This is a genomic window from Ligilactobacillus apodemi DSM 16634 = JCM 16172 (genome assembly GCF_001434405.1).
GTDB lineage: Bacteria > Bacillota > Bacilli > Lactobacillales > Lactobacillaceae > Ligilactobacillus > Ligilactobacillus apodemi.
Window position 1 is genome coordinate 591,078 of sequence record NZ_AZFT01000053.1, and the last position, 25,166, is coordinate 616,243.

Sequence of the window (25,166 nt, forward strand, 5' to 3'; positions counted from 1 at the left end):
ATTGTACAATCTTATTATAGTGAAATTGTACAATTCATTTTGTGGTTTAACAATTATTTAAAAATATTTTTGGGGTCGTGCTATTTCACTCAAAAATTACACATTTCGAGGTCAAATACTTATGGTAAAACTTTATACTGATGCTGCAACTAAAAAGGATAACAGCGCTACGGGCATTCTACTCGTTACCGCTACACAACAATTCCAACTTAAACAAAAAATAACAGCTTCAAATAATCACCAAGCGGAGTTTAAAGCTGCTATTTTAGGTTTTGAATACTTACTTGAACATTTTCCTGAAACTGAGAATGTCTTTTTTTATTCAGATAGTAAGATCGTCATTGATAGCCTTACCAAAAAATATAGTAAATCTTTTGCTAAAGAGCTTGCTCAACTACTCGAGCTGCAGCAAAATTTTCCCTTAGTGATCAACCAATGGATCGCTGATAGCCAAAATAAAGGAGCGCACACTTTAGCACTACAAGCCCTAAATGATTAATTTTTTGGCTTTCTTTCACCCCAATATTGGAAAAGATCGGTCCGTAAAGAACCATTGTATAATTTGCGCCGTTTGGTTGCTTTTTGACCATAGTATTTTTCGAATTCTAAGTCGCTCGTTAAAATATATTTGCTCCAGGTCTTTAACGGACGATAAACATCGCCCATCTCACGGTATAATTTATGCACGCCAGCTTCATCGCTCAAACGCTCGCCATATGGTGGATTGGCTAAAATTACCCCGTACTCTTTATCAGTTTTAAAGTCTTTTACAGCTAATTGTTTAAAATTGATACTGTGTAATAATCCTGCTTCCGCTGCGTTTTGCTTAGCAATTTCAATCATGTTTCCATCAATATCGTAGCCCCAGATATCCAGTTCAATATCATAATTTGCTTGTTCTTCTGCTTGTGCTCGAACTTTTTCGCTGAGATCTTTAGGCATCCAATCCCAAGTTTCACACACAAATTCCCGGTTAAAACCTGGTGCGATATTGTGACCGATCATAGCAGCTTCAATCGGTAATGTCCCCGAACCACAAACAGGATCGACAAATGTTTTTTCGGGGTACCAATGTGCTAATAAAACTAAGGCAGCTGCCATATTTTCCTTAAGCGGTGCGCCACCTTTTTCGACCCGGTAGCCCCGTTTAAATAAACTACTTCCAGTACTATCAAGCGTCAATAAAACTTTATCTTTATTAATAGCAACTTCTAATGGGTATTTTGCTCCAGTTTCAGGTAAAAACGAACGGCGATGGTAAACTGCCGACAATTTTTCCACGATCGCCTTTTTTACGATCGATTGCACACTAGGAACGTTGTGCAATTTGGATTTTTGCGATTTACCTGAAACTGGAAAATTAGCGTCTAATGGCAAATACTCATCCCATGGTAAAGCTTTAGTTTTTTCAAACAACTCATCAAAAGTTGTCGCCTTAAATTCACCGATCACAATTTTGACACGATCAGCAGTTCTAAGCCAAAGGTTAGTCTTAATAATATCTTCCAACGTTCCTTTATAACGAACCCGGCCATTTTCAACAGCTGTCTTATATCCTAAATGTTTTAATTCATTTCCAGTTACTGCTTCGATTCCCGCAGCACAAGTTGCGATCAAATCAAATTCTTTCATTTTTTATTACTTCCTTTTTAAAGTTCATTTTCATAAATAAAAAAACTAGGATAAAAGTACTCCTTCCATCCTAGTCATTCCTGTTATGTAGTCCTCTATAAGCCACGTTCTGTACGTCATTTAGCCCAGGAGCTAAAATCGGTGGTAATCATCTATCTCCGAGTTATTAAACTCGCCCCCATGATTAGTTCATTTCCGTCATGAAGCGCCCCTACCAAAGTTTGGGTTACCTGCTCGCGGGGTTTACCGCGTTCCACCAGTAATGTTTCCACTACTGCTTCGTCACTGTGGCACTTTTCAGGACTACTCAGACATGGTCATAAGACTTTAGCCTTTTTATCCGCCGTTACCATAATGGTACCTTGCCTTATTTTTTCAGCAAGCACGATCACTACAAGCATCTCAGCCTGTGCAAGCTTGGACTTTCCTCAGCCTATCTAAAATAGACCGCGATTACCAGAAAACTACACAATTAATTATTAACAAATCTTATTAGAAACGATTACTACGATCGTTATCATCATTAAGTTGAGCACCAAAAACATGCCGTTCCAAATTAGACAATCGTTTTAAAACATCCATGTTGGTCATATTTGAGGTTTGACGAGTCGTCTGGCCTGAAGAACCAACTTCAAGTTGTTTTGTTAATTCATCAACTTTACTTACTAAACGATCATTTTCCATTTGTAAACGTTGTGTCTCTTTAGCATAAGTTTCATAATCTTGAATAACTTGATCTAAAAATTCATCAACTTCATTTTGATCGTACCCACGAAGGCCCTTAGCAAAGTTTTTATTTACGATGTCCTTAGGCGTAAGATTTACATTTTCCATCGAAACTGCACCTCATTTACATATTAGGAACCTAACTCATAACGAATTCATTATATCATCTTTAGTAGATGTTTGTAAATAATATTTTAAAATTTAAATTTTTAATCCATTGTATGTTTATTTTCTAAGTACTGTTGCGCTTCGTCTTGCAGTTGATACATATCGACCAACTCTAATTGATAGGCATGTTTTTCTTGATATTTTTTGACGATATCATAATCATATTTTGTTTTTCCAGGATACTCTGGGTCATAGATCATGACTGCTTGATCAGTATGGGCTAACATAAATTGTTGGTAATTTTTTAACTGTGCGGGTGAGGTATATGGCGTTTTACTAACATTGGCAAAAAAATCTACTTGTTGCTCTAATTGTAGCAACTTTAATTGCTTTTCTTCTTGCCAATTTTTTGAAAATTCGGCATACGGATACATTAATGCTGTTTTTATCCCCATAAATTCCTTAGTAAACTCAACCGCTTCTGTTAACGCCCATTGTTCGATCCCGAGTTGTCCACCAGAAATGATCCATTCCAACCCTTCATCAGCTTTTCGTTCAAATACTTTTCGTAAACAATACTTCAACACATCGATTTTAGGATCATCATTTTTAAATATCCCTAGCTCATAACTACGATAACCTGTTATCCATAAACGCATTTTCTCACCTCTTTTCTTATTATATCTCAAATCTTCGCAAACTTTGCCAACTGCTATTCTAATTGGTATAATTAGTCGGGTAGGAGCGTGATATTTATCTATGGCAATTCACTATCCAAATGGCAAATCATATCTCAAAAAAATCGGTTCAAGTAATACTAAACGTACTAAAAATATCGTCTACGGGAAACGCGGAATGTCTTTAGAAGACGAAATAAATGAAAGTAATAAGTACTATCTTGAATCTGGAATTGCTGTCATTCATAAAAAGCCCACCCCAGTCCAAATCGTAGATGTTTTTTATCCTAAGCGTAGCGCTGCAGTAATCAAAAAAGCCTATTTTAAGCAGGCTTCAACTACTGACTATAATGGGGTCTATCAGGGTAAATATATTGACTTTGAGGCTAAAGAAACTAAAAATAAAACTTCTTTTCCTCTCAGTAATTTCCACGAGCATCAGATCAATCATATGAAAGCTTGTTGCAAACAGGATGGTATTTGTTTTACGATCGTAAAGTTTGTAGCCGATGCTCAAATTTTTTTAATGCCGTCAGAAACCTTATTTTACTATTGGGATCGCCAAAATAACGGACGTAAATCAATTCCCAAAGAAGTTATTGCACAAGATGGGTTTGAGATCGCTTATGAACTTCAACCCCGTATTCCATATTTAAAATACGTTGATCGCTTGATCAATAAATAATTTAATAAAGGAGTAACATAATGGACAACAATCCTAAAAACTCGCGAACACAGGGTTCTAAAAATAGCCGCTCAAGAAATAAACGTAGTGGCAACTCTCGTTCAAAGAAGAAAAAGCCATTATGGCTAAAAATTTTATTATCACTTATCGCTTGCTTCTTTATCGCACTTATTGCTGGAGCTACAGTCTTTTTTGCTTATGCAAGGACCGCCCCTAAATTGAGCGAACAAAAGTTGCAAAGTACCGGTTCAACTGTTATTTATGACTCAAACGGTAAAAAAGTCATGTCATTAGGGACCGAAAATCGGACCTATGTCTCTGAAAAAAACATTCCGCAACAATTAAAAGATGCCATAGTTTCGATAGAAGATCGGCGCTTCTATAAACACCATGGGGTCGACCCATTGAGAATTATTTCGGCTGCTTTTTCTAATGCTACCGGTTCTTCTGGTTTACAAGGTGGGAGTACCCTTGACCAACAGTTGATCAAGCTCTCCTATTTTTCAACTAAATCTTCCGACCAAACTTTAAAGCGTAAAGCCCAAGAAGCTTGGCTCGCGATCAACTTAGACCGTAAATATACTAAAAACCAGATCTTAACTTTCTACGTCAATAAAGTATATATGGGTGAAGGTTGTTACGGCATGCAGACAGCTGCCAAATATTATTATGGCAAAACTTTAGATAAGCTAACTTTAGCGCAAACAGCTTTGATCGCTGGCTTACCTAACGCTCCGTCTTCGTACAACCCATACACTAGCCCTAAACTAGCTAAGCAACGACGTGACGAAGTTTTAAATGCAATGGTGGCAAATAAAAAAATCACCAAAGCACAAGCTGCCGCTGCTAAAAAAGAAAGTGTCACAGACGGTTTAGTTAGCCAAAGTTCTAATAAAAAATCAACTTCTACGACTGAAAAAATTGCTGATGCATACATCAAGCAAGTTATCGCAGAAGCTAAGAAGAAAGGCTATGATCCATATAAAGATAGTCTTCAAATCTACACTAACTTAGATATGTCGGTTCAAAAGCGGATCTACAATATCGCTAACACTGATGAATATCTTTCTTTCCCAGATGATAAATTACAAGTTGCTACGACAGTAATTGATCCAAATAACGGTAATGTCGTCGCAATGTTAGGTGGGAGGAAGACTGGTGACGTTACTTTCGGACTGAATCGAGCAGTCCAAACTGATCGCACCAACGGCTCGACTGCAAAGCCATTAATGGATTATGCACCAGCGATCGAATACCTAAACTGGTCAACTTACCATACTTTAGAAGATACAAGTTATGTCTATCCTGGAACAAACATCAATTTATATGACTTCGATAAACAATATAAAGGTACCATGACAATGCGGGAAGCGTTGATCGAATCACGTAATATTCCAGCGATTAGAGCATTATCTGCTGTAGGTATCACTAAGGCCCAAAACTTTATTTCTAAGCTTGGCTTTAACTATAATAAGACACTTGAATATCAAAATGGGATCGGATTACCATCATCGACCTTACAAAATGCAGCTGCTTACGCTGCTTTTGCTAATGGTGGTACTTACTACACCCCACAATATATCAGTGCGATCGTTACCGGTGATGGCGAACGTAAAGAATACTCAAGTTCTGGTAAACAAGTCATGAAGTCTTCAACAGCTTACATGATCACCGATATGCTCAAACAAGTTATCACTTCACCAAACGGAACAGGTACAAAGGCTAATATCAGCGGATTATACCAAGCTGGTAAAACTGGTACTAACGCTTATCCTTCAGATGTAGCCGATCAGTTCCCATCCAATGCAGCGATGGATTCCTGGTTTGATGGTTACACTAAGAACTATTCTGTTTCCGTTTGGGTCGGCTATGATCACCCGTACCAGTCGGGTAATTATCTAGATAGTAGCTCGATTGCGATTGCTTCGCTAATGTATAAGAGTATTATGACTTATCTCTCACAAGGCAAGTCCAATACTGATTGGAAGCGTCCAAGTAACGTTTATACCCGTGAAGTAAATGGTGTCCAAGAACTATATCTTGCAGGCTACAAAGAAGCTGTCAGCTCATCATCAAGTAGCAGTTCTTCTACTAAGTCTTCAAGTTCTTCATCTTCGAGCTCTAGTTCTTCTAGCGAAAGTTCTTCAAGCTCATCTGTTGAAAGCTCAGAAAGTTCTTCACACTCAGAAAGTTCTTCAATTCAATCCGTGATCGAATCAAGTAGTTCTACGGTGCCATCGCAGTCACAACAACCACCAGTTGATACTTCCAGCGCTGAACAAGCATCACAAGCGGAAAATTCTTCGCAATCATCTTCTTCGGCTGCAAGTCAAGCAAGTAGTGGCGGTGGCAACCCACCACAATAAAGTTAAAAACTTATTACTAAGCCCCTTAAGCTCTATACTTAGGGGGCTTTCTTATAAGCTGTGTGAAGCTAGTTTTCTAGCTTTACACAGCTTTTTTAGTTCATAAAAAGCTCGTTACAATAGTCAGGTTTCACTATTTGTAACGAGCTCTTTAAAAATATTTATTTTTTGGTATTACTATTTATAAACAATCATAGCTAAAACTTTTAAAAACAATAACTATTTAAAGGTTGCCACATAATCATCATGTTTCTTTTGATCAAATTCATTTTCCGATTTACCAATGATCAATGTTGCCGTAACATTTCCAGCAACATTAACAACAGTTCGTCCCATATCAACTAAACGGTCGATTCCAGCGATCAAAGCTAACCCAGACACTGGAACACCGATCGTAGAAACTGTCGCTAACAAGACTACAAAAGACGCTCCAGGGACCCCTGCCATCCCCTTAGATGTTATCATCAAAACAAGTAATAAGGTCAGCTGTTGGCTCAGTGTGAGGTTGATATGATATGCTTGTGCCAAAAAGATCGCCGCTAAAGATTGATAGATCGCAGAACCATCTAAGTTAAAGGTATAACCGGTTGGAATCACAAAAGAACTGATTGCTTGATCAACTCCCAATTTTTGCGTTTTTTCCATTAATCGTGGTAATGTGACTTCCGAACTAGCAGTCGTAAACGCTAGTACTAGCTCATCTTTTACAACTCGCAATTGATCTAAGATCCTAAAATCAAACATCCGTGAAACGATACCTAAAATAACTAGAATAAATACCGCCATTGTCACGTATGACATTACAATAAATAACCCTAAAGGCTTCAAAGATTCAAGCCCTAATTGAGCTACAGTAGCTCCTATTAGGCCTGCAACTCCAAATGGAGCAAAGTGCATGATCCAGCCTGTAATTTTAAACATTACTTCTGCTACAGCTTGGAAAAATTGCAATAAAATCTTGCCTTTTTCACCAATTGCAGCGATCCCTAATCCAAATAGACAGGAAAAAAAGATCACTGGTAGTATTTCGCCAGCAGCTAAGGCCTCAAAAAAGTTAGAAGGCACGATCGACATTAAAATCGAGCCTAAACCACTGTGGGAAGCCTGTTTTGCCGTTTTTACATATGAAGAAATATCGACTTGAGAAAGCTTATTCAAATCTAGCATGTAGCCTAGTTTAGCAAAATTTGAAACAACCATCCCAATAATAAAGGCAATCGTCGAAAGAACTTCAAAGTAGATCAGCGTCTTTAGACCGATTCGACCTAACTTTTTGATATCCCCCATATTGGCGATCCCGACAACCAGACTGGAGAATACAATCGGTAAAACGATCATTGAGATCATATTGATAAAAGTTGAGCCTAGACCATTGGCAAAGGCGATAAACTTTTTATCGTTGGTAAACACGACTCCTAAAATGATCCCGATCACTAGACCTAACATAATTTGCCAGCCTAACGAAAGACGATAAACTTTTAATTTTTTCATAGCATTAATCAATCACTATGTAAGTGGAATCTAAAGTAGCTTGCACCAAATGCCTGCTCCTTCAAATAAAAAGACACATAGTTTTCCTTTCTCTAATTCGATTATTATTTATTCATCAAAAGGCCACTTCAATGAATAAATAATAGCAAACTAATTTTAATCACTTGAATAAATGTCAGCTGATAAAAGACCATTAAACGATTAATTTCCACATGTTGTCTTTTTTATATAAACGTTTTTCCTTCTAAATAACAGCTCATTCACGATCACATCAATCAATTAAAATCTATATGCCATGTATTAATTTATCATATTTCTACTAAAATTTCATTATGTTGTTTGGATTTTTGTTAATTTTATGTTTTTTTCATTAATTAAGTTCGGATTTTATTAATTCAAACCCTACTTTGCCCTTCTGGACATATTTCTAGTAATGGACAAGTTTCACATTTCGGATTGCGTGCCATACATTGGTAGCGACCAAAAAATATCATACGATGATGGGCTTTGATCCACATATCTTGTGGGATCTTCTCCATTAATATTTTTTCAATTTCTAAAACATCACTTGTCTTAGGAACCATGCCCAATCTTTTAGCCACCCTACTCACGTGCGTATCCACTGCAAAAGCAGGTATTCCAAAGCATTCCGCTAAAACAACATTAGCAGTTTTGCGCCCTACTCCACTTAGACTCATTAGCTCTTTTTTCGTTTGTGGGACTTCACCATTGAAATTCGCAACTAATTCTTGCGAACATTTGATCAAAAAGCGCGCTTTATTACGGTATAAACCAATCGTTTTGATATAGTCTTCGACCTCAGCTCGACTTGCATTTGCTAATTCAAGTGGTGTCTTATACCGGGAAAATAACGCTGGAGTAACTAAATTTACTGACTTATCAGTGGCTTGGGCACTCAAAATAACGGATAACATAAAATGAAAAGGATCCGTTTTTGTGAGTGATGTCGTTGCATTGGGAAATATTTCTCCCATAACCTCAATTGCTGTAACAGTTTCTTCTTTTGTAAGCATAAAGTTTTACCTCTTTACTTGTAACCTAAAACACAACATTTTTATGATTCTTCTGACCAATCATACATTGGGATCGGTGGCTTCTTTTCATTACGCTTTTGAGTTGGCTGTTGTGTATCCTTTTTTTCAAGTTCCAAACGCCTTTTTTGCCGATTCCGTTGCACATCAGCACTAGTTTTAATATTTTGTTTTTCCCAACTGATCAAAATTTTATCGATATATTTCAAGTTATATACTTGATTTAACACAGCCTCTTTTAGTGCTAATAAAATCAATTCAGGCGAATAATTATCTAAGTTTAACCATGAATCAATGGTTTGAAGCTCAATCGGCGACAATGGCCTTCCAAATTCAACTTCAATATCTTGATAAACATTTTCCTTTGTAACCTTTTTAGCTGTTGTGACCTTTTGGACAACTTCTTTTTCTTCAAACATAGTTAATCTATCATAAAGTAGACTAAAGTCATATTTATCGTATTTTCTACCTGCTGCATCTGTAGCCGGAACTAATTGTAAAATCTTTTTTTCAAGTAACCCCCTTAAAAGATTTCCTAACCGACTATCATCTAACTTCATATTACGCGATATCTCATTTAGATCGATCGCTTTTCCCTGTTGAGTTTTACTCATAATTTGTAATAAAAGTATGAATTCAACTTCATTCATCCCTAAATTGCGGTAATTTTCAAGCAATAGATTAGACAAGGTCATGTGACCAGCTGCTAAATATCGTTGTAAAATCTCATCCATATTTTTTCACCCTCTTAATAAAAAACAGGACATAACAAAAGGTCATGTCCTGTTTACCCATTATTGCTTATGGGTAAATACGGTTCAATAAACGTGGGAATGGAATAGCTTCACGAATATGGTCTTCACCAGTGATCCAAGTAACGGCCCGTTCCAAACCAAGTCCAAAGCCAGAATGTGGCACACTACCATAGCGGCGTAAGTCAAGATACCATTCATAGTCATCTTTGTTAAGTCCAGCTTTAGTAATTTGTTCTGCCAAATATTCTGAATCGGTAGCACGTTCTGAACCACCAATAATTTCGCCATAACCTTCAGGTGCCAAAAGATCCGCACAAACAACTAAATCTTCACGAGTTGGATGTGGTTTCATATAAAATGGCTTGATGGCCTTTGGATAGTTCAAAACAAAAACTGGTTTACTGAAGTGTTCTGCTAAATAAGTTTCCTCAGGTGAACCAAAGTCTTCGCCCCACTTAACATCAGGGAATTTACCTGATTCTTGTAAAAGTTTGATTGCATCATCGTAAGAGATCCGTGGATAAGGTAGTTCAGTATAACGTTTAAGAACTTCTTTATCGCGACCCAAAATATCTAATTCGTAGTCACAATTTTCCAAGACTTTTTGAACTAAATAAGCAATATAACGTTCTTGGATCTCTAAACTTTGTTCTTGATGCATAAATGCCATTTCTGGTTCGATCATCCAAAATTCGATCAAGTGACGTCTTGTTTTGGATTTTTCAGCTCTAAAAGTTGGTCCAAAAGTAAATACTTTACCGTAAGCCATCGCACCTGCTTCAGCATATAATTGTCCTGATTGGGAAAGATAGGCATCTTTATCAAAGTATTCAGTGTGGAATAATTCTGTTGTTCCTTCAGGTGCACTACCTGTAAGGATCGGTGCATCTAACTTGATGAAGCCTTCTTTGTTGAAAAATTCATAAGTTGCACGGATCATTTCATTTCTAATTTGCATGATTGCAAATTGGCGTTTTGAACGAAGCCATAAATGACGATGATCCATCAAAAAGTCTGTCCCATGTTCTTTAGGAGTGATTGGGTAATCTTCACTTTGGCCTACCAGTTCAATATCTTCAATTTCGATTTCATAGCCAAATGGTGAACGCTTATCTTCATGGATCGTTCCTGTGACATACATACTTGCTTCTTGTTTTACTTCTTTTGCAAGTTTGAAAACATCTTCAGAAACATTATTTTTAACGACTACTCCTTGAAAATAAGCTGTACCGTCGCGCAATTGTAAAAAGGCAATTTTACCACTAGAGCGCTTATTTGTTAACCAAACTCCGATTCTTACTTTTTGGTCAACGTAATCTTTAGCGTTAATAATACTGATAGTTTCCACTAAAAAAATACCTCCTAATTTATTTACTATGTTTTTCAACAAATCTCTTCAAGCGTACCATTGCTTCACGAAGATCACTCAAAGAAGCAGCATAGCTCAACCGAATATATCCTGGCATCCCAAAGGCTTCCCCTGGAACAACTGCTACATATTCTTCTTCCAAAAGTGCATCAGCAAAACTGGTCGTATCAGCAAAGCCAGTTTTAGCTAATGCTTGTCTAATATCTGGGAAGAGATAAAAAGCACCTTCTGGTTTTGTATGTAAGGTAAAACCAGGAATTTCATTTAACAAGGGATAAATTTCATTCAGGCGTTGTTCGTAAGCCTGACGCATTTCTTCCACACAACTTTGATCTGAATTTAAAGCGGCTAAAGCGGCATATTGACTGACAGCTGCTAAATTGCCCGTAGCATGGCCGACCACGGCACTTAATTTGGCAATTAATTCTTTATTCGCTAAGACATAACCGACTCTCCAGCCAGTCATAGAATACGTCTTTGAAAATCCGTTGACAAGTATCGTTTGTTTCCTGATCTTCTCTGAAAGTTCGAACAAAGAAACAAAGCTGTTTCCATTATAAACTAACTTATTATACATGTCATCAGCAATTAGCCAGATATTATTTTCAACTGCCCAATTTCCGATTGCTTCTAATTCTTGACGACTGTAGATAGCTCCTGAAGGATTTTGTGGTGAATTAATAATGACTGCACGCGTCTTAGCAGTTCGTTTTGCCTCTAATTCTGCTACATTGACCTTTAACTGACCTTCTTTAGGCGAAACAAAAACAGGTTTTGCCCCGGCTAGTTTTACTTGTTCACTGTAACTTACCCAATAAGGCAATGGGATCAAGATTTCATCATCAAGATCAAAAATTGCTTGAGCGATTGCAAATAGAGCAAATTTCCCCCCTACAGTTACAGCCACATTATCAAACGTATAATTCGTCTTATACTGTTCATTTGTTACTTTTGCAATTGCTTCGCGTAATTCTTTGATCCCTAAAGCAGGCGTATAAAAATCTGAATTTCCGGCTTCAATTGCTGCAATTGCAGCCTGTTTGATATGTTTTGGTGTATTGAAATTTGGTTCGCCAGCAGTCAAATTTTTGACATCTAACCCTTTTTTCTGCAAACTCTTAGCTTTAGCAGATAACGCCAAAGTAACTGATGGTGATACTTGTTGCACACGGTTTGAAAATTTCATTTTGCCTAACTCCCCTTATATTAAATATTTTGAATTGTTTTAATGACCTTACCATCCTTAAAATTAAGCAGATCATAACACAAATTACCATATTCATTTGTATAACTTACTTCCCAAACGGGTTTATTCTTATACATCCCTAAAGCAACATGTGTAATTTTTTTGACTTTGCTAGAATTTTTAGTGAGCGCTTTTGCCTTAGCTTCGCTGATTCCTTCACTTTGTTGGTAAATATTGATCTTTTTACCATTTTGTGCGATCACAGCATAGATTTTTTGGTTCTTTTTATTGGTACCTGCCACAGTATAGTAAGTTTTATCACGATTATAGTAATAAAACTTATCTTCTGTTTTTAAATTCGCATATTTTTCGGCCAATTGGACCGCTTGTGTGCGTGCACTTCGTATCGGCGAAGTTGCTAGAACATACAGACCAACGATCAAAGCACAGATTCCTAGGATCGTTAAAGTTATGATACGGCGTTTAGGTCTATTTTTCTTTCTTGTCGTTCGTCTCATTCAATTTCTTCCTTCATAAAAATTTGCAATTTGCAGATTTTTTAGCCCGCTTACGATACTAAAAATTTACAAGAGCTCAACCTAGTTCATTATACCAAGTGGTTCTCTTAATTTAAAAGTTTTCTTCTGTATTCTTTAAAAAATCAGCAATTTTACTTGGTAATTGAGTACTTTTCACTTGGTGAAGCGTTAATTCTGGGGGAAAAATTTGCATAAATTCTTGACCATAACGTTTGGTCAAAATACGTGAATCTAGTAATACAAAAACACCACGATCGGCCGGTGTACGAATCAAGCGACCAAAACCTTGCTTTAAACGTAAGACCGCTTCAGGCAATGCCAAAGTAGAAAATGGATTTTTCCCTGCTTGACGAACCCGCTCGTAACGTACTTGATTAAACAAGGTTGTCGGTGCTTGAAACGGCAACCGAACGATGATCAGCAATTCCAGTAGCTTATCAGGCAGGTCAATGCCTTCAAAAAAAGTTCCGGTTGCTAATAGAATCGTTTGTTGTGCCTGATTTAACACGAAACGTTTCTTTAGTTTTTCCGGAGTTCCATTAACTCCTTGGGCCAAGACTTCTCGTTCTTTAGTTAGCCCTAGATTTGCCAATTTCTCATACACCTGTTCCAATTCATCCAGTGAATTAAACAAAATCATTGTCTGACAAGGATTTTGCGAGGTCATTTGATAAATTGTTTGAGCTAAATAATTTAGATAACTCTCATTATCTGCTTGACCAACATTGGGGGCGTCTTTGGCGATCATGGCTAAAACTTGTCGCTCATAATCAAACGTACTTTTAAAACTCAACAAACGCGTTGTCACTGGTAAATCTAATTGATGTAAGGTATATTCGCGCGTTTTTTTAGTAAACAGACCAGCCCCCAAAAATAGCACGTGTTCAAAGCGTGAATAAACTTGTTGCTTTAAGAATTCACCACCGTCTAAATAACTAAAATGCAAGCGTAAATGAGCCGTTTCCTGAGATGCCATACTGATCCAAATCAGCTGTTTAGTAGTATTTTTCTCTAAATCGTCTAAATTTAATTTTGACCAAGCTTCAAATTGGCTGATCAACTGTTCAGATAATTTGAAAAAGTCAAGTAAGTACATTACTGCAGTTTGGTCAATTTTTTGCGAATCCGCAGCCTTAAAAAATTTCTTTTGCAAAGCTGAAACTTCACTTAAAAATCCAGTATATGCTTTGGCTAACTTCGTGATCAGCCCCATATTTTCTTTTAAAAAGCCCATAAATTTCTTTTCACTTATTGCCTGTTCTGTGATTCCATTAGCACGTAACCTTAAGAACCGTCGCATAAGATTTGCTCGTAAAGTCCACATGTCATGGTCTAATACTTGAAGGTGCTTTTGCAAAACATGGTATTGCTTTTTGGTTGTAAATTTTTGTTCGATCAGCTGTTCAAAAGAAAACGATATTTTAGATTCTAATTTGACTAATAACGTATCGCACAAAATTTTGATCGCATCAAAATCAAAGACTTGTTGAACATTGTGCATTACTGCTGCCGGTAGATTTTGCGCCTCATCAATGATCAATTCTAGATCATTTCCGGTAAAATATTCAGTATGTGTCAGTAAATAAGCATGATTAGTGATCATAAATGACGCATTTTTTTTAGCAACTTCTTTTAAACGTAAGTAATCCACCCCATAAAATGGACTGGCAGCATCTAACCCCATTACTCCTGTATGAGCAATATTTTCAAATAAGGGGTCTTGTTTTCTAGTCAAACGTAACTCATCTAGGTCACCTGTTTTTGTTTGGAGTAACCAAACGACTAGACGCATCTGTAATAGCCGCGAATTTTTGTTATATGGTTGCTTTAAAGAACGCCAAAATTTATCTAAGTCGATATAATGCTCATTTCCTTTCAAAACGATCACATCTAACTCAAATGGCAAAATATTTTTTAAAGTTACCTGAATTTCTTCGGCTAATTGACTTTGTAGTGCTGTTGTCGCTGTACTGATCACGATCCTACGCTCATTTGTGGAAGCATACGCAGCCGGTAAAACATATCCCAGTGTTTTTCCCATTCCTGTAGGCGCTTCGATCAATAACTTAGTTTCTGTCTTTGAGCTTAAAAACTTAGCGATCGTTTCCATCATTTTGACTTGTTCTTTACGCCATTCGATTATGCCCGAAAAAAGATCAGTCTGTTCTTTTTTCTCAGTGGGAAAGTGCAATGCTTCGCCGTGTTTTGTCGCAAATTGTGGGCGACGGATCACTAAATTCTCCACTCTCATCAAATCTCGTGGTAACGGTTCAGCTTTTTTTCGCTTAGCTTCATAAGCATCTTTGAAACATTCAGCCGTATCATATAGTAAAGCATCACTTAAGCTACATAATGTTTGTAACACACTTGCAGGGAGCAATTCTAAACGTTTTTGCAACAATAAAAATAACTGTGCTGTAACATACGTATCACTGTCTGCTTGATGTGGTCTTTCGTGTTTGATCCCTAAATAATTTCCCAGATCAACTAAACGATATGAGGGCTGTGTTGGTAACAATATCTGTGCTAATTGGACAGTATCGACCCCTTTTAGCTCTAAAGCTGGATAACCGGCCCGCTCAAATTCAGCATTTAAAAAGCGATAGTCTTGCATAATGTTATGCGCTACAAAAACCGTATCTTGCAATAAAGCATAAATCGTATCGGCAACATCAATAAATAAAGGCGCCTTGCTGACATCACTATTTTTAATACCCGTCAAACGTTGAACTTCAGGTGGGATCGGCATTTGTGGATTGATCAAAGTGTTAAAAGTATCCGTTATTTTTCCTTTTTCAATAAACGTGCAGCTAAATTGAATGATCCGTCCAGTTCCATCAAGTGCTGGCGACGTCATTTCTAGATCCACGACCGCATAAGTTTTTGACTTATCCATTTTAAAATCACCGACTTTAATTAATCTTCTGTCACCCATTCTATCACACTCTAAATGTTAGGTGACACAATTACTAAATTTTTCAATTACTGCCTAATATTAATAAAAGTATGGTTGAGCCTGCCCCACTTAACGAGTATAATTTACAATGATTGCGTAATACGGTACACTAATTATCTTGTATGCCGTTTAGATATGGTATAATTATATAAATTATTGATTTCAACTCTAATCGATTTATGATTTGAAATAACGAAAAATCGGGTGTTGATCACACCGAGAATTTAATAAATAAAATCGTTTGATTTAGAAAGGGTGCTCTCCTTTGATCAGCACACAAAAAAAGACGGGTATTGGTAATAGTCACGCTAAGATCATTTTGATCGGTGAACATGCAGTTGTTTATCAACAGCCAGCGATTGCGTTACCACTAAAAACCTTACAAACTAAAGCTAAAATTACCTTGCGGCCAGATGAACAACAAATCCTTGTAAGTCAATACTATACTGGCCCCTTAAATTCAGTCCCTCATTTCATGCGAGGAATCAGTCATTTAGTATCATATATTTTAAAAGATAAGACTTCTTTTGGCTTTACTTTAGAAGTTGTAAGTGACCTACCGATTGAACGCGGAATGGGGTCTTCAGCATCGGTAGCAATTGCGATCATTCGTGCGCTTTATGATCTTTTGGGACTTCCACTAGATCAAGCCACACTGCTTTCTTTAGCTAATGTGGCTGAAAAAGATACTCATAAAAATCCAAGTGGGCTTGATGCCGCAACGACTGCTTCTGACACTCCGATCTGGATGATTCGTGATGAAATGATCGATACGATTCCGATCAACTTGTCTGCTTATTTAGTCATTTGTGATAGTGGCATTAAGGGACAGACATCAGAAGCCATTGCTGAAGTTAAACGCCGACTAGAACTATTTCCGACTAAGACAAGTTCATTGATCACTTCGCTTGGTGAACTTAGTTACCGAGCACGAAAGCAACTTGCAGGTAACGATGTTGTCGGTTTAGGACAAACACTTGATGCAGCCCAAGAAAAATTAGCTCAATTAGGTGTTAGTGATCCCAAGGTCGATACCTTGATCAAACTTGCTAAAAAAAGTGGTGCACTTGGCGCTAAACTAACTGGCGGTGGTCGTGGTGGCTGTTTTATTTGTTTAGCAAAAACAAAAAATGCTGCGCGTAAACTAGCTAGCTTGATGTGCCAAAATGGCGCTATTTCTTCGTGGATCGAACCACTAAACGAAAATGGCGCTTAATTTTTAATCTAATATTAGTCTGAAAGTAAAAATGTGAAGCTAATATCTTTACCTGTAGTTTTTTGAATGTGATAGTTAAACATACACTTTAAGTGTTTTATCTACATTAAAAGAAAGGACGGGCTATATTTCTTTCGCAATTATATCTTCAATTATGATTGTTCACATTTATATAGCAAAAATCCCCTCATGCAAACACCAAAGGTCACGGCTCGTGCACATACTAATATTGCACTAGTTAAATACTGGGGAAAAAAAGATGAACAATTGATCATCCCCCAAAATGGTTCTTTATCCTTAACGCTTGATCATTTCTACACTGACACTACTGTTTGTTTAGATGACAACGCAACACAAGATACTTTTATCTTAAATGGGATAAAGATGGATCCTACTAAAGTCACAAAATTTATGGATCTAATTAGACAACAAGCAAACGTGTCAACTCCAGCTATCATAGAATCGGTCAACCATGTTCCTACTATGGCTGGCCTTGCTTCTTCTGCTTCAGCGTATGCGGCCCTTGCACTTGCTGGCAGTAAAGCATACCGTTTAGAGCTGTCGCCTAAAGATCTTTCGCGTTTAGCGCGTCGTGGCTCTGGTTCTGCTTGCCGTTCGATCTATGGTGGTTTTGTTGAATGGAAAAAAGGATACGATGATGCTTCTTCTTATGCCGTACCTTTCATTGAAAATCCAACTTGGGATATTAAAATGATCGCGATCGTGGTTAATGGGGCACAAAAAAAAGTGGCCTCTCGTGCTGGCATGCAAACAGTCGTGAACACTTCTCCTTACTATCCAGCTTGGATCAAGCAAGCTGAACTTGATTTGGAAAATATCAAACAAGCGATTTTAGCAAAAGATTTTACTAAAATGGGCCAAATTGCCGAATCCAGTGCAATGCGTATGCATGCCTTAAATCTCAGTGCAACGCCACACTTCAACTACATCGAAGCTCAAAGTTTAGTGGCAATCACACAAGTCGAGGAATTACGTGCACATGGCATCGAATGCTACTATACAATGGATGCTGGTCCAAACGTAAAAGTCATCTGCCAAGGTAAAGATCTACAAGCGATCTTAGCAAAACTAAAACAACATTTTGCTGATGAGCAACTACTAGTTTCAGCTGCTGGTCCTGGCGCAAAAATCATTACATCTTAAAATCCGTGAAAGGAATTGATCTCTTGCTTACCGTAAAAGCTCCCGGAAAATTATATATTGCCGGTGAATATGCTGTTGTCGAACCAGGTCAACCTGCTATTTTGATTGCAGTTGACCAATTTGTTTATGCTACTGTTGAAAAATCGACTCAAGGCTGTTTTTCTTCAAAACAACTTACAAATAAAAAATTATTCTGGGCTCACCAAGCTGAGCAACTGATCCCAGCTAAACAAGACCACGACTTTGACTACGTTGTAACAGCTGCCAAGATCACCGAACATTATGCCCACGAGCAAGGTAAAGAACTTACTACATATACCTTAAAATTAGATAGTGATCTCGATAGTCCTGAAGGAAAAAAATATGGTCTTGGTTCTTCGGCCGCGGTAACAGTAGCTGTCGTAAAAGCCTTAAACGCTTTTTATGACCTAAAGTTGGATTCACTAGAGATTTTCAAGCTTGCTGCCATTGCTCATTACACCGTTCAAAAAAATGGTTCGCTGGGCGATATTGCTGCAAGTAGTTTTGGTGGTTGGATCGCATACCATTCTTGTGACCGTAACTGGCTAATGGAGCAGGTTAAAACACATTCGATCTCCGAATTATTGGCGTTACCATGGCCTAAATTAAAAATTGAAAGTTTAACGCCTCCAAGTGACCTGCGCTTGCTGATCGGTTGGACTGGTTCCCCTGCTTCTACTTCTAAACTCGTTAATGAAGTATCGCTCTCAAAAGATGAACGTAAACAAAGATATAGCGATTTTTTAGCTGGTAGTAAAGCATGTTTGACCAAGATGATCACTGCGTTTAAAGAACATGACTTAGTAGCAATCCAAACACAAATCAAACGTGATCGTCAACTACTTAAAACCTTAGAACAAATAACTCAAGTTGTGATCGAAACCGATACTTTACGTGCTTTGATCGAACTTTCTTTTGAGTTTGGTGCCCAAGCAAAAACTTCAGGTGCTGGTGGTGGTGATTGTGGCATTGCAATCTTAGATCAAGCACTGCCATCTAAAGAACTGCTTTTGGCCTGGCAAGAACATGGCATCACTCCTTTAGATATCTGTGTTTATAATCCGCAAAAAGGTGGTTAATTTATGGATGCTCATGCACACCGAAAAGACGAACATGTCTTTATCGCTGAAAAATTCTATCAAGAAAATAGTACTAATGGTTTAGAAAAAATCAAACTCGTTCCGGCAACAATTCCTGAACTTAGTCTTGATGAGATTGATCTTTCCAGTCAACTAGCTGGAAAAAATATCGCTGTGCCTTTCTTTATCAATGCTATGACAGGTGGTAGCCCTCAAACTGATAAAATAAATCAAAAATTAGCTACTGTAGCTGCTAAAACAGGACTTGCTTTAGCAACAGGCTCGCAAAGTGTTGCTTTAAAATCAGAGACCTATGCTACGGGCTTTAGAAAATTACGTTCATTTGCGCCAAAAAATCTGTTGATCGGAAATCTAGGTGCTGATCATCCCCTAGAAAATTGTCAAAAAGCAATCGAAATGTTTGCCGCAGATGCTCTCGAGATCCACCTAAATGTCGCACAAGAACTAGTAATGCCTGAAGGTGATCGTTCTTTTTATTGGCTTGATAATTTAAAAAATTTGAATCAAAATTTAAGGACCCCTTTGATCATAAAAGAAGTTGGTGGTGGGATCTCACCACTTATCCTTCCTAAATTAGCGGAAATAGGTATCAAATACGTTGACCTATCTGGCAAAGGTGGAACTAACTTTATTGCAATCGAAAATGAACGGCGAAAAGCCAAAGAATATGATTTCTTAACATATTTTGGCTTAACTACCGCTGAAACTTTGATCTTAGCTAGGCCGTTTAGTAACGATTTTTCCTTTACGGCTTCTGGTGGAATCAAAACAGCCCTTGAAATTATCAAGTGTCTTGTTTTAGGTGCTGATAATGTTGGAATATCCGGCCACTTTTTACATCTTCTTTTACATGAAGGCGAAGAAGCTTTGATCGCCCATATTGAAGCTTTAAAAGAACAGCTAGCAGCAATTATGTTACTTTTAGGTTGTAAAAATGTTACCGAATTAAAGCAAGCACCCTATTTACTTACCCCAGACCTATTAAGTTATGCTCAACAAGCAGCTACAAATTTTAATCGTCACAGTTAAAACTCTTCTAAAAAAGGAGAGTTTTTTTTACTTTTATTTCCCTTAAAAAAGTCATATAATGTCACTAACTTAAACTAGAAGGTGATTTTTTGACAGTAAAAACACATTTTTATGAAACATTTAATCCTAAAGATTATGATCTCTATTTAGATATCGACCGCCAAAAAAAGACGATCAACGGTGTTACTAAAATTGTTGGTGAAGCACTTGAAACAACGATTTTACTTCATCAAAAAGATTTAACGATCACTAAAGTTACGCTTAATGATACACCGGTTACTTTTAGCGTTGATAACACTAAAGATGCCTTGATCATTAGTAATGTCACTCCTGGTAAAATCACGCTTGAGATTACATATAGTGCCCCTTTAACTGATACAATGATGGGAATCTATCCTTCTTATTATCAAGTTGATGGTCAAACAAAGCAGTTAGTCGGGACACAATTTGAAACCTCTGCTGCACGCCAAGCCTTTGTTTGTGTCGATGAACCAGAAGCAAAAGCTACCTTTAAATTGGCACTTAAATTTGATGAACAGCCCGGTGAAATTGCTTTGAGCAATATGCCTGAAGAAAAGGTCAGTGAAGGTGTGCACTACTTTGAACGAACAGTTAAGATGTCGACTTATTTAGTTGCCTTTGTCTTTGGTGAACTTCAAGGAAAATATACTACGACTACTAGTGGTGTCAAGATTGGCGTATTTGCTACCAAAGCTCATGCTGCAACCAATTTAGCTTTTGCACTTGACATTGCTAAGCGCTCGATCGAATTTTACGAAAATTATTATCAAACACCCTACCCACTTCCCCACAGCTGGCAAGTTGCCCTACCTGATTTCTCAGCAGGTGCTATGGAAAACTGGGGCCTAGTCACCTACCGTGAAGTCTACTTGCTATTAGATCAAGACAACACCACGCTCGCCAATAAGCAACGTGTTGCTACTGTTATCGCCCATGAATTGGCGCATCAATGGTTTGGCGATCTCGTTACAATGAAATGGTGGGATGATCTCTGGTTAAATGAAAGTTTTGCTAATATGATGGAATATGTTGCGATCGACAAACTAGCACCTGAACTTGATATTTGGAAAGCATTTCAAACATCTGAAGTCCCCTTGGCTTTAAATCGTGATGCAACTGCCGGCGTGCAATCAATTTACACTCCCGTTAAAGATCCTGGTGAGATCGATGCGCTCTTTGATGGTGCTATCGTATACGCTAAAGGGGCTCGCATGTTAGTTATGGTCCGTTCTTTGATCGGTGATGATGCTTTACGCTTAGGACTTAAAAATTATTTCAAACAACATCAATACGGTAACGCCACAGGTGATGATCTTTGGTCTGCCCTGGGTAAAGCTGCCAACATTGATTTAAAAGCAATCATGGAAAGTTGGCTCACTCAACCTGGTTATCCTGTCGTAAAGGCTAAACTAGTCAATAATAAGCTTATTTTAGAACAACAACGCTTCTTCAAGAGTGAAAACGAGCACTCCGAGCAACTTTGGCAAATACCTTTGAAAAGTAATTATCCTGAGCTACCAGCTTTAATGACTACTAAAAAATTAGTTATTCCTAATTATCAAGAACTTCGGGCTAAAAATAAGCAACCACTACGTTTAAATGTCGGCAACGATGTTCACTTTATCGTTGATTACGATCAAAATTTACGTCAGAACTTATTAGCTCATTTGGCAGAGTTGGATGATATTGCTATTTTTGCATTTCTCCAAGATCTACATCTCTTAGCACAAGCACAACAGATCAGCTATGCACAAATTGTAGCGTTATTACCTGAAATTACCAATCCAACTACCTCAAATTTGATCAACACGGCGTTATTTGCCGTTGCCAACGATTTAAAACATTTTGTCACTACTGATACAAATGCAAAGAAAAATTTGGAAAAACTATATGATATGCTAAGTGCAAATCAATTAGAAAAACTCGGCTACGAAGCTAAACCAAACGATTCATTTGATCAAAAAATGTCTCGTCCAATTATTCTAGTAGCCGCTTTATATGCTAAAAATAAAGCCTTAATGTCTTCGCTACATCAACTTTTTGTTGCTTCAAATGGTTCTTGGGTCAGTTTAGCTGCCGATATTCGTAGTGTCTGCTTGAAAAATGAAATTCTTAATTTCAATACCCCAGAAACATTTGCGCATCTATGGAAAGAATACCAAACAACAACTGATGCTAGTTATAAAGCAGACCTCTTAAATGCCCTTACAAGTTCACAAGATGAGCCCCAATTAGCTCAGTTAGTTAAAGCTTTTACTGCTACTGATGTGATCAAGCCACAAGATTTACGGGCATGGTTTAGTGCGATTTTAGCCAATCCCCAAGGTCAACAATTAGCTTGGGATTGGATGCGCCAAAATTGGGATTGGTTAGAACAAACTGTTGGTGGTGATATGGAATTTCCTACTTACGTTTCCGTCGTTGCCAAAGCCTTTGATCAACCACAACGTCTCGCTGAATTTAAAGCTTTCTTTGAACCTAAAAAAGCAGATTCAGCACTAACACGAGAGATCGATATGGGACTCAACACGATCGCTAGTCGAGTTGAACTATTGACCAAACAACATACTGCAGTTAAAGAAGCACTAGCTAATTTATAAATCAACCAAAAAAGAGTTCTGAAGTTAAGAAAAACTTCAGAACTCTTTTTGATTATTAGTATATTACGACTGGTTCGTTTTGGCTCAAATTATTATAGACATTTTCGGCTTCACTTGGTTTCATATTGACACATCCTAATGAACCATCATCAAGGTATGCTGTACTTGACCAATTTGTCCGCCAATCAGCATCATGGAACCCACAACCATCAAGCGTAAATGGAGCCCAGTACTTAACTGCACTAGCATAAGACGAACCATCTGCTTTTGAACCTGTAAGTGTCGTGTTTGTTTGAAGATACATGATGTAGTAAACACCAGTTGGCGTATCGTTATTCGTACTGTGTTTTCCTGTCACGACATCGATCGAAGCAACCAGTTGACCATTCTTGTAAGCCCACAAATGTTGCTTTTGAATCGAAACTTCAACATAAGTTGTCCCGATCCCATTATTAGTTGTGACATCATATCCGATACCACCCGTGTTGTAACCTTCACCGTAAACATCGCTTTTAGCGTCTACTGAAGTTTTATTGTTGAGTAATGCATTAGTCAAAGTCTTTTCAGCTTTTGTTGTGCTAATTGCCCAACCGTAAGTTCCACCTTGAACTTGGATCTCATTTCCTTCAGTTGTCTTAAAAGTAAAGCTCTTGTTTAGAGTCGATTGACTTTGATTTATTTCAGCAATTTTATTTTTAAGTGCTGTTGTATCAAGTTCATACTTCCCATTTTGATAACGAGCGGAAGTGACTAAATCACTAGCACTGAGCTCATATTTAGTTGTTTGCACAGTGTAAGTGAGCTTGCGTTTAGCTAATTCCTTTAATTTAGTCACTTCGGTCTTAACTTCAGTGCTATCTGCGCTAACTGGCTGAATATACTTGGCCTTTAGATAGATTTTTTCTTGCCCTTCTTGTTTAGCAAGTTGTTTTAACAAGACACTGACATCGTATTGATCACCTTTTTTAGCGCTAACGACACTTACTTTACCATTTTTCAAAATAGCATATGCATCAACTGCAGCTGTTCTAGTCTTATTTGCTTCAGTCAAAACATTTTTAACATTAGTCGCTAAAGATGCCGTACTCTTGCCATTTGACGTAGTTGGAGTGATCGTAAAGCTTTGTTTCTTAGAACTAGGAAAAATAGTTGCTTGCTTCTTTAGTGCAGCTTCGAATTTAGAAATATCTTTGCTAGTAAACTCGGAATCTGCCGGTTGCGAAGTATAGATCAACTTATTATCTAAATACACCTTCTTAGTAACTTTAAGTGCAGCTAGTTTTTCTTCCGCTTCCTTTGCCGTTAAACCACCAACGTTGACTCCGTTGATTTGTACATTTTTGTTAAAGTGGGTTTGTTGCTGATAGATGAAATAACCTCCACAAATCAATGCAAGCATTGCTATCACAGCACAAATCGCAAATCTGGACTTATATTTCATATCGCACCTCGATAAAAGAATTATATTACAATTAGATTACAACATTTTCAAAATAAATACAACACTTTTTAAATTTTGCACAAGTTGATTACTTTAAAATGCATTGATGTTTATTTTGGGATTGACCATTGTTTGTCCGAAAAAATCCTTTTGATCAATACTAACTTTTAATCAGTTATTATAACATATGTTATAATTTATCGTGTTGATTTAATTGTGAAGGGACAAAATTTATGGAAACAAATAGTCTTTTAGTTTTTAATCGCAGTATTGGTAAAAAGAAACGAACGATGGGGCAAAAAGAAACCGTCTGCCCCTTTTGCGATGTTGATAATCTGATCAATATTTATGATCAAAAAGATGACATGATCTTTTTAAAAAATAAATACCCGACCCTTGAAAAAACCGACCAATTCGTTTTAATTGAATCGGCTAAACACGATGGTAATATTTCTAATTATGCTCCGGCTGAATGGCGAAAAATTTTGGCATACGCGATCGAAAAATGGAAAATATTTTATAATGATCCCAAATACCAAAGCGTCTTATTATACAAAAACTTTGGCAAACTTTCTGGTGGCTCACTTTCACATCCTCATATGCAGATCGTGGCCTTACTAGAAGCAGATGGATATCGCGAAATAAATCCTGCATATTTTACTGGAAAAACCATTCAGGCAAAAAATGGTGCCTTTATCAACATCTCTGACCATCCAATCATGGGCTTTTTAGAGTTTAACATTTGTTTTGATGAACAAAGCATCACTCAAGCCGCTGATTATATCAAACAAGTAGTCTCTTTTGTATTAAAAGACTTTAACGACGGTCGCTGTGAGGCTTATAATCTCTTCTTTTACAAATTAGCCGATAAACTTTACTGTAAGGTAACTCCTCGTTTTATCGTCTCGCCTTACTTTGTCGGCTATTTTATCAGTCAAAAATTCGATGATGCTTTCACCGCTGATGTGATCAAAACACTCAAAGAAAATTATCTTGATAAATAAAAAAAGTGCTAAGCTAGTGAAAACCACT

Annotated in this window: 20 protein-coding genes and 1 other RNA gene; 9 read left to right on the plus strand and 12 right to left on the minus strand. The window is 37.3% G+C overall.

Annotation, left to right across the window (positions count from 1 at the left end):
* Positions 1-121: 121 nt before the first annotated feature.
* Positions 122-499, plus strand: coding sequence for a ribonuclease HI family protein (locus FC32_RS08205; protein ID WP_025087423.1), 378 nt, complete (start codon positions 122-124; stop codon positions 497-499).
* Here the strand turns inward: FC32_RS08205 and FC32_RS08210 are convergent.
* The 4 genes from FC32_RS08210 to FC32_RS08220 form a co-directional block, all read right to left on the minus strand.
* Entirely contained in the window at positions 496-1,632 is a 1,137-nt protein-coding gene (locus FC32_RS08210) for a THUMP domain-containing class I SAM-dependent RNA methyltransferase (protein WP_025087424.1), read from the minus strand. The two genes, FC32_RS08205 and FC32_RS08210, sit on opposite strands and share 4 nt — an antisense overlap.
* Before the next feature lie 93 nt (positions 1,633-1,725).
* Positions 1,726-2,097: RNase P RNA component class B (gene rnpB / locus FC32_RS10450), an RNA gene on the minus strand.
* 27 nt (positions 2,098-2,124) lie between these two features.
* Entirely contained in the window at positions 2,125-2,466 is a 342-nt protein-coding gene (gpsB, locus tag FC32_RS08215) for a cell division regulator GpsB (RefSeq protein WP_025087425.1), read from the minus strand.
* A 101-nt stretch (positions 2,467-2,567) separates the two neighbouring features.
* On the minus strand, positions 2,568-3,125 hold the full coding sequence (locus FC32_RS08220) for an SLOG family protein (RefSeq protein ID WP_056957382.1): 558 nt from the start codon (positions 3,123-3,125) through the stop codon (positions 2,568-2,570).
* Positions 3,126-3,225: 100 nt separating this feature from the next.
* Here FC32_RS08220 and recU point away from each other — a divergent pair, with 100 nt between their 5' ends.
* Positions 3,226-3,828 carry a Holliday junction resolvase RecU gene (recU, locus tag FC32_RS08225; protein ID WP_025087427.1) on the plus strand — a complete coding sequence of 201 codons (603 nt, stop codon included), beginning with the start codon at positions 3,226-3,228 and terminating at the stop codon, positions 3,826-3,828.
* A gap of 20 nt (positions 3,829-3,848) precedes the next feature.
* A complete protein-coding gene (locus FC32_RS08230; protein ID WP_025087428.1) occupies positions 3,849-6,194 on the plus strand; it encodes a PBP1A family penicillin-binding protein in 2,346 nt (781 codons plus the stop codon).
* Positions 6,195-6,413: 219 nt separating this feature from the next.
* On the opposite strand, the gene FC32_RS08235 is transcribed toward FC32_RS08230, so the two are convergent.
* From FC32_RS08235 to FC32_RS08265, 7 genes are all read right to left on the minus strand, one after another.
* Positions 6,414-7,685, minus strand: a complete 1,272-nt coding sequence (locus FC32_RS08235) for a cation:dicarboxylate symporter family transporter (RefSeq protein WP_025087429.1) — start codon at positions 7,683-7,685, stop codon at positions 6,414-6,416.
* A 395-nt stretch (positions 7,686-8,080) separates the two neighbouring features.
* Positions 8,081-8,719 carry an endonuclease III gene (gene nth / locus FC32_RS08240; RefSeq protein WP_025087430.1) on the minus strand — a complete coding sequence of 213 codons (639 nt, stop codon included), beginning with the start codon at positions 8,717-8,719 and terminating at the stop codon, positions 8,081-8,083.
* A gap of 41 nt (positions 8,720-8,760) precedes the next feature.
* Complete coding sequence (locus FC32_RS08245) at positions 8,761-9,471, minus strand: DnaD domain-containing protein (protein ID WP_025087431.1); 711 nt, start codon at positions 9,469-9,471, stop codon at positions 8,761-8,763.
* Positions 9,472-9,538: 67 nt separating this feature from the next.
* Positions 9,539-10,840 (minus strand): asparagine--tRNA ligase, encoded by a 1,302-nt coding sequence (gene asnS / locus FC32_RS08250; RefSeq protein ID WP_025087432.1) that lies wholly within the window; start codon positions 10,838-10,840, stop codon positions 9,539-9,541.
* A 19-nt stretch (positions 10,841-10,859) separates the two neighbouring features.
* On the minus strand, positions 10,860-12,047 hold the full coding sequence (locus FC32_RS08255) for a pyridoxal phosphate-dependent aminotransferase (RefSeq protein ID WP_025087433.1): 1,188 nt from the start codon (positions 12,045-12,047) through the stop codon (positions 10,860-10,862).
* Positions 12,048-12,067: 20 nt separating this feature from the next.
* Positions 12,068-12,565: a cell wall elongation regulator TseB-like domain-containing protein gene (locus FC32_RS08260; protein ID WP_056957383.1), complete on the minus strand. Its 498-nt coding sequence runs from the start codon at positions 12,563-12,565 to the stop codon at positions 12,068-12,070.
* A 112-nt stretch (positions 12,566-12,677) separates the two neighbouring features.
* A complete protein-coding gene (locus FC32_RS08265) occupies positions 12,678-15,521 on the minus strand; it encodes a helicase C-terminal domain-containing protein (RefSeq protein ID WP_235804346.1) in 2,844 nt (947 codons plus the stop codon).
* Positions 15,522-15,807: 286 nt separating this feature from the next.
* Between FC32_RS08265 and mvk the strand changes: the two genes are divergently transcribed.
* From mvk to FC32_RS08290, 5 genes are all read left to right on the plus strand, one after another.
* Positions 15,808-16,758 carry a mevalonate kinase gene (gene mvk / locus FC32_RS08270; protein WP_025087434.1) on the plus strand — a complete coding sequence of 317 codons (951 nt, stop codon included), beginning with the start codon at positions 15,808-15,810 and terminating at the stop codon, positions 16,756-16,758.
* Between the two features lie 189 nt (positions 16,759-16,947).
* A complete protein-coding gene (gene mvaD, locus FC32_RS08275; RefSeq protein WP_025087435.1) occupies positions 16,948-17,922 on the plus strand; it encodes a diphosphomevalonate decarboxylase in 975 nt (324 codons plus the stop codon).
* Positions 17,923-17,945: 23 nt separating this feature from the next.
* Positions 17,946-19,022: a phosphomevalonate kinase gene (locus tag FC32_RS08280; RefSeq protein WP_025087436.1), complete on the plus strand. Its 1,077-nt coding sequence runs from the start codon at positions 17,946-17,948 to the stop codon at positions 19,020-19,022.
* 3 nt (positions 19,023-19,025) lie between these two features.
* Positions 19,026-20,072 (plus strand): type 2 isopentenyl-diphosphate Delta-isomerase, encoded by a 1,047-nt coding sequence (fni, locus tag FC32_RS08285; protein WP_056957384.1) that lies wholly within the window; start codon positions 19,026-19,028, stop codon positions 20,070-20,072.
* Between the two features lie 89 nt (positions 20,073-20,161).
* Positions 20,162-22,693: a M1 family metallopeptidase gene (locus FC32_RS08290; RefSeq protein ID WP_025087437.1), complete on the plus strand. Its 2,532-nt coding sequence runs from the start codon at positions 20,162-20,164 to the stop codon at positions 22,691-22,693.
* A gap of 55 nt (positions 22,694-22,748) precedes the next feature.
* Here FC32_RS08290 and FC32_RS08295 read toward each other — a convergent pair whose 3' ends face one another.
* Entirely contained in the window at positions 22,749-24,134 is a 1,386-nt protein-coding gene (locus FC32_RS08295) for a L,D-transpeptidase family protein (protein WP_025087438.1), read from the minus strand.
* A 233-nt stretch (positions 24,135-24,367) separates the two neighbouring features.
* On the opposite strand from FC32_RS08295, the gene FC32_RS08300 reads away from it, so the two are divergent.
* Positions 24,368-25,138 (plus strand): DUF4931 domain-containing protein, encoded by a 771-nt coding sequence (locus FC32_RS08300; RefSeq protein WP_025087439.1) that lies wholly within the window; start codon positions 24,368-24,370, stop codon positions 25,136-25,138.
* Positions 25,139-25,166 lie beyond the last annotated feature (28 nt).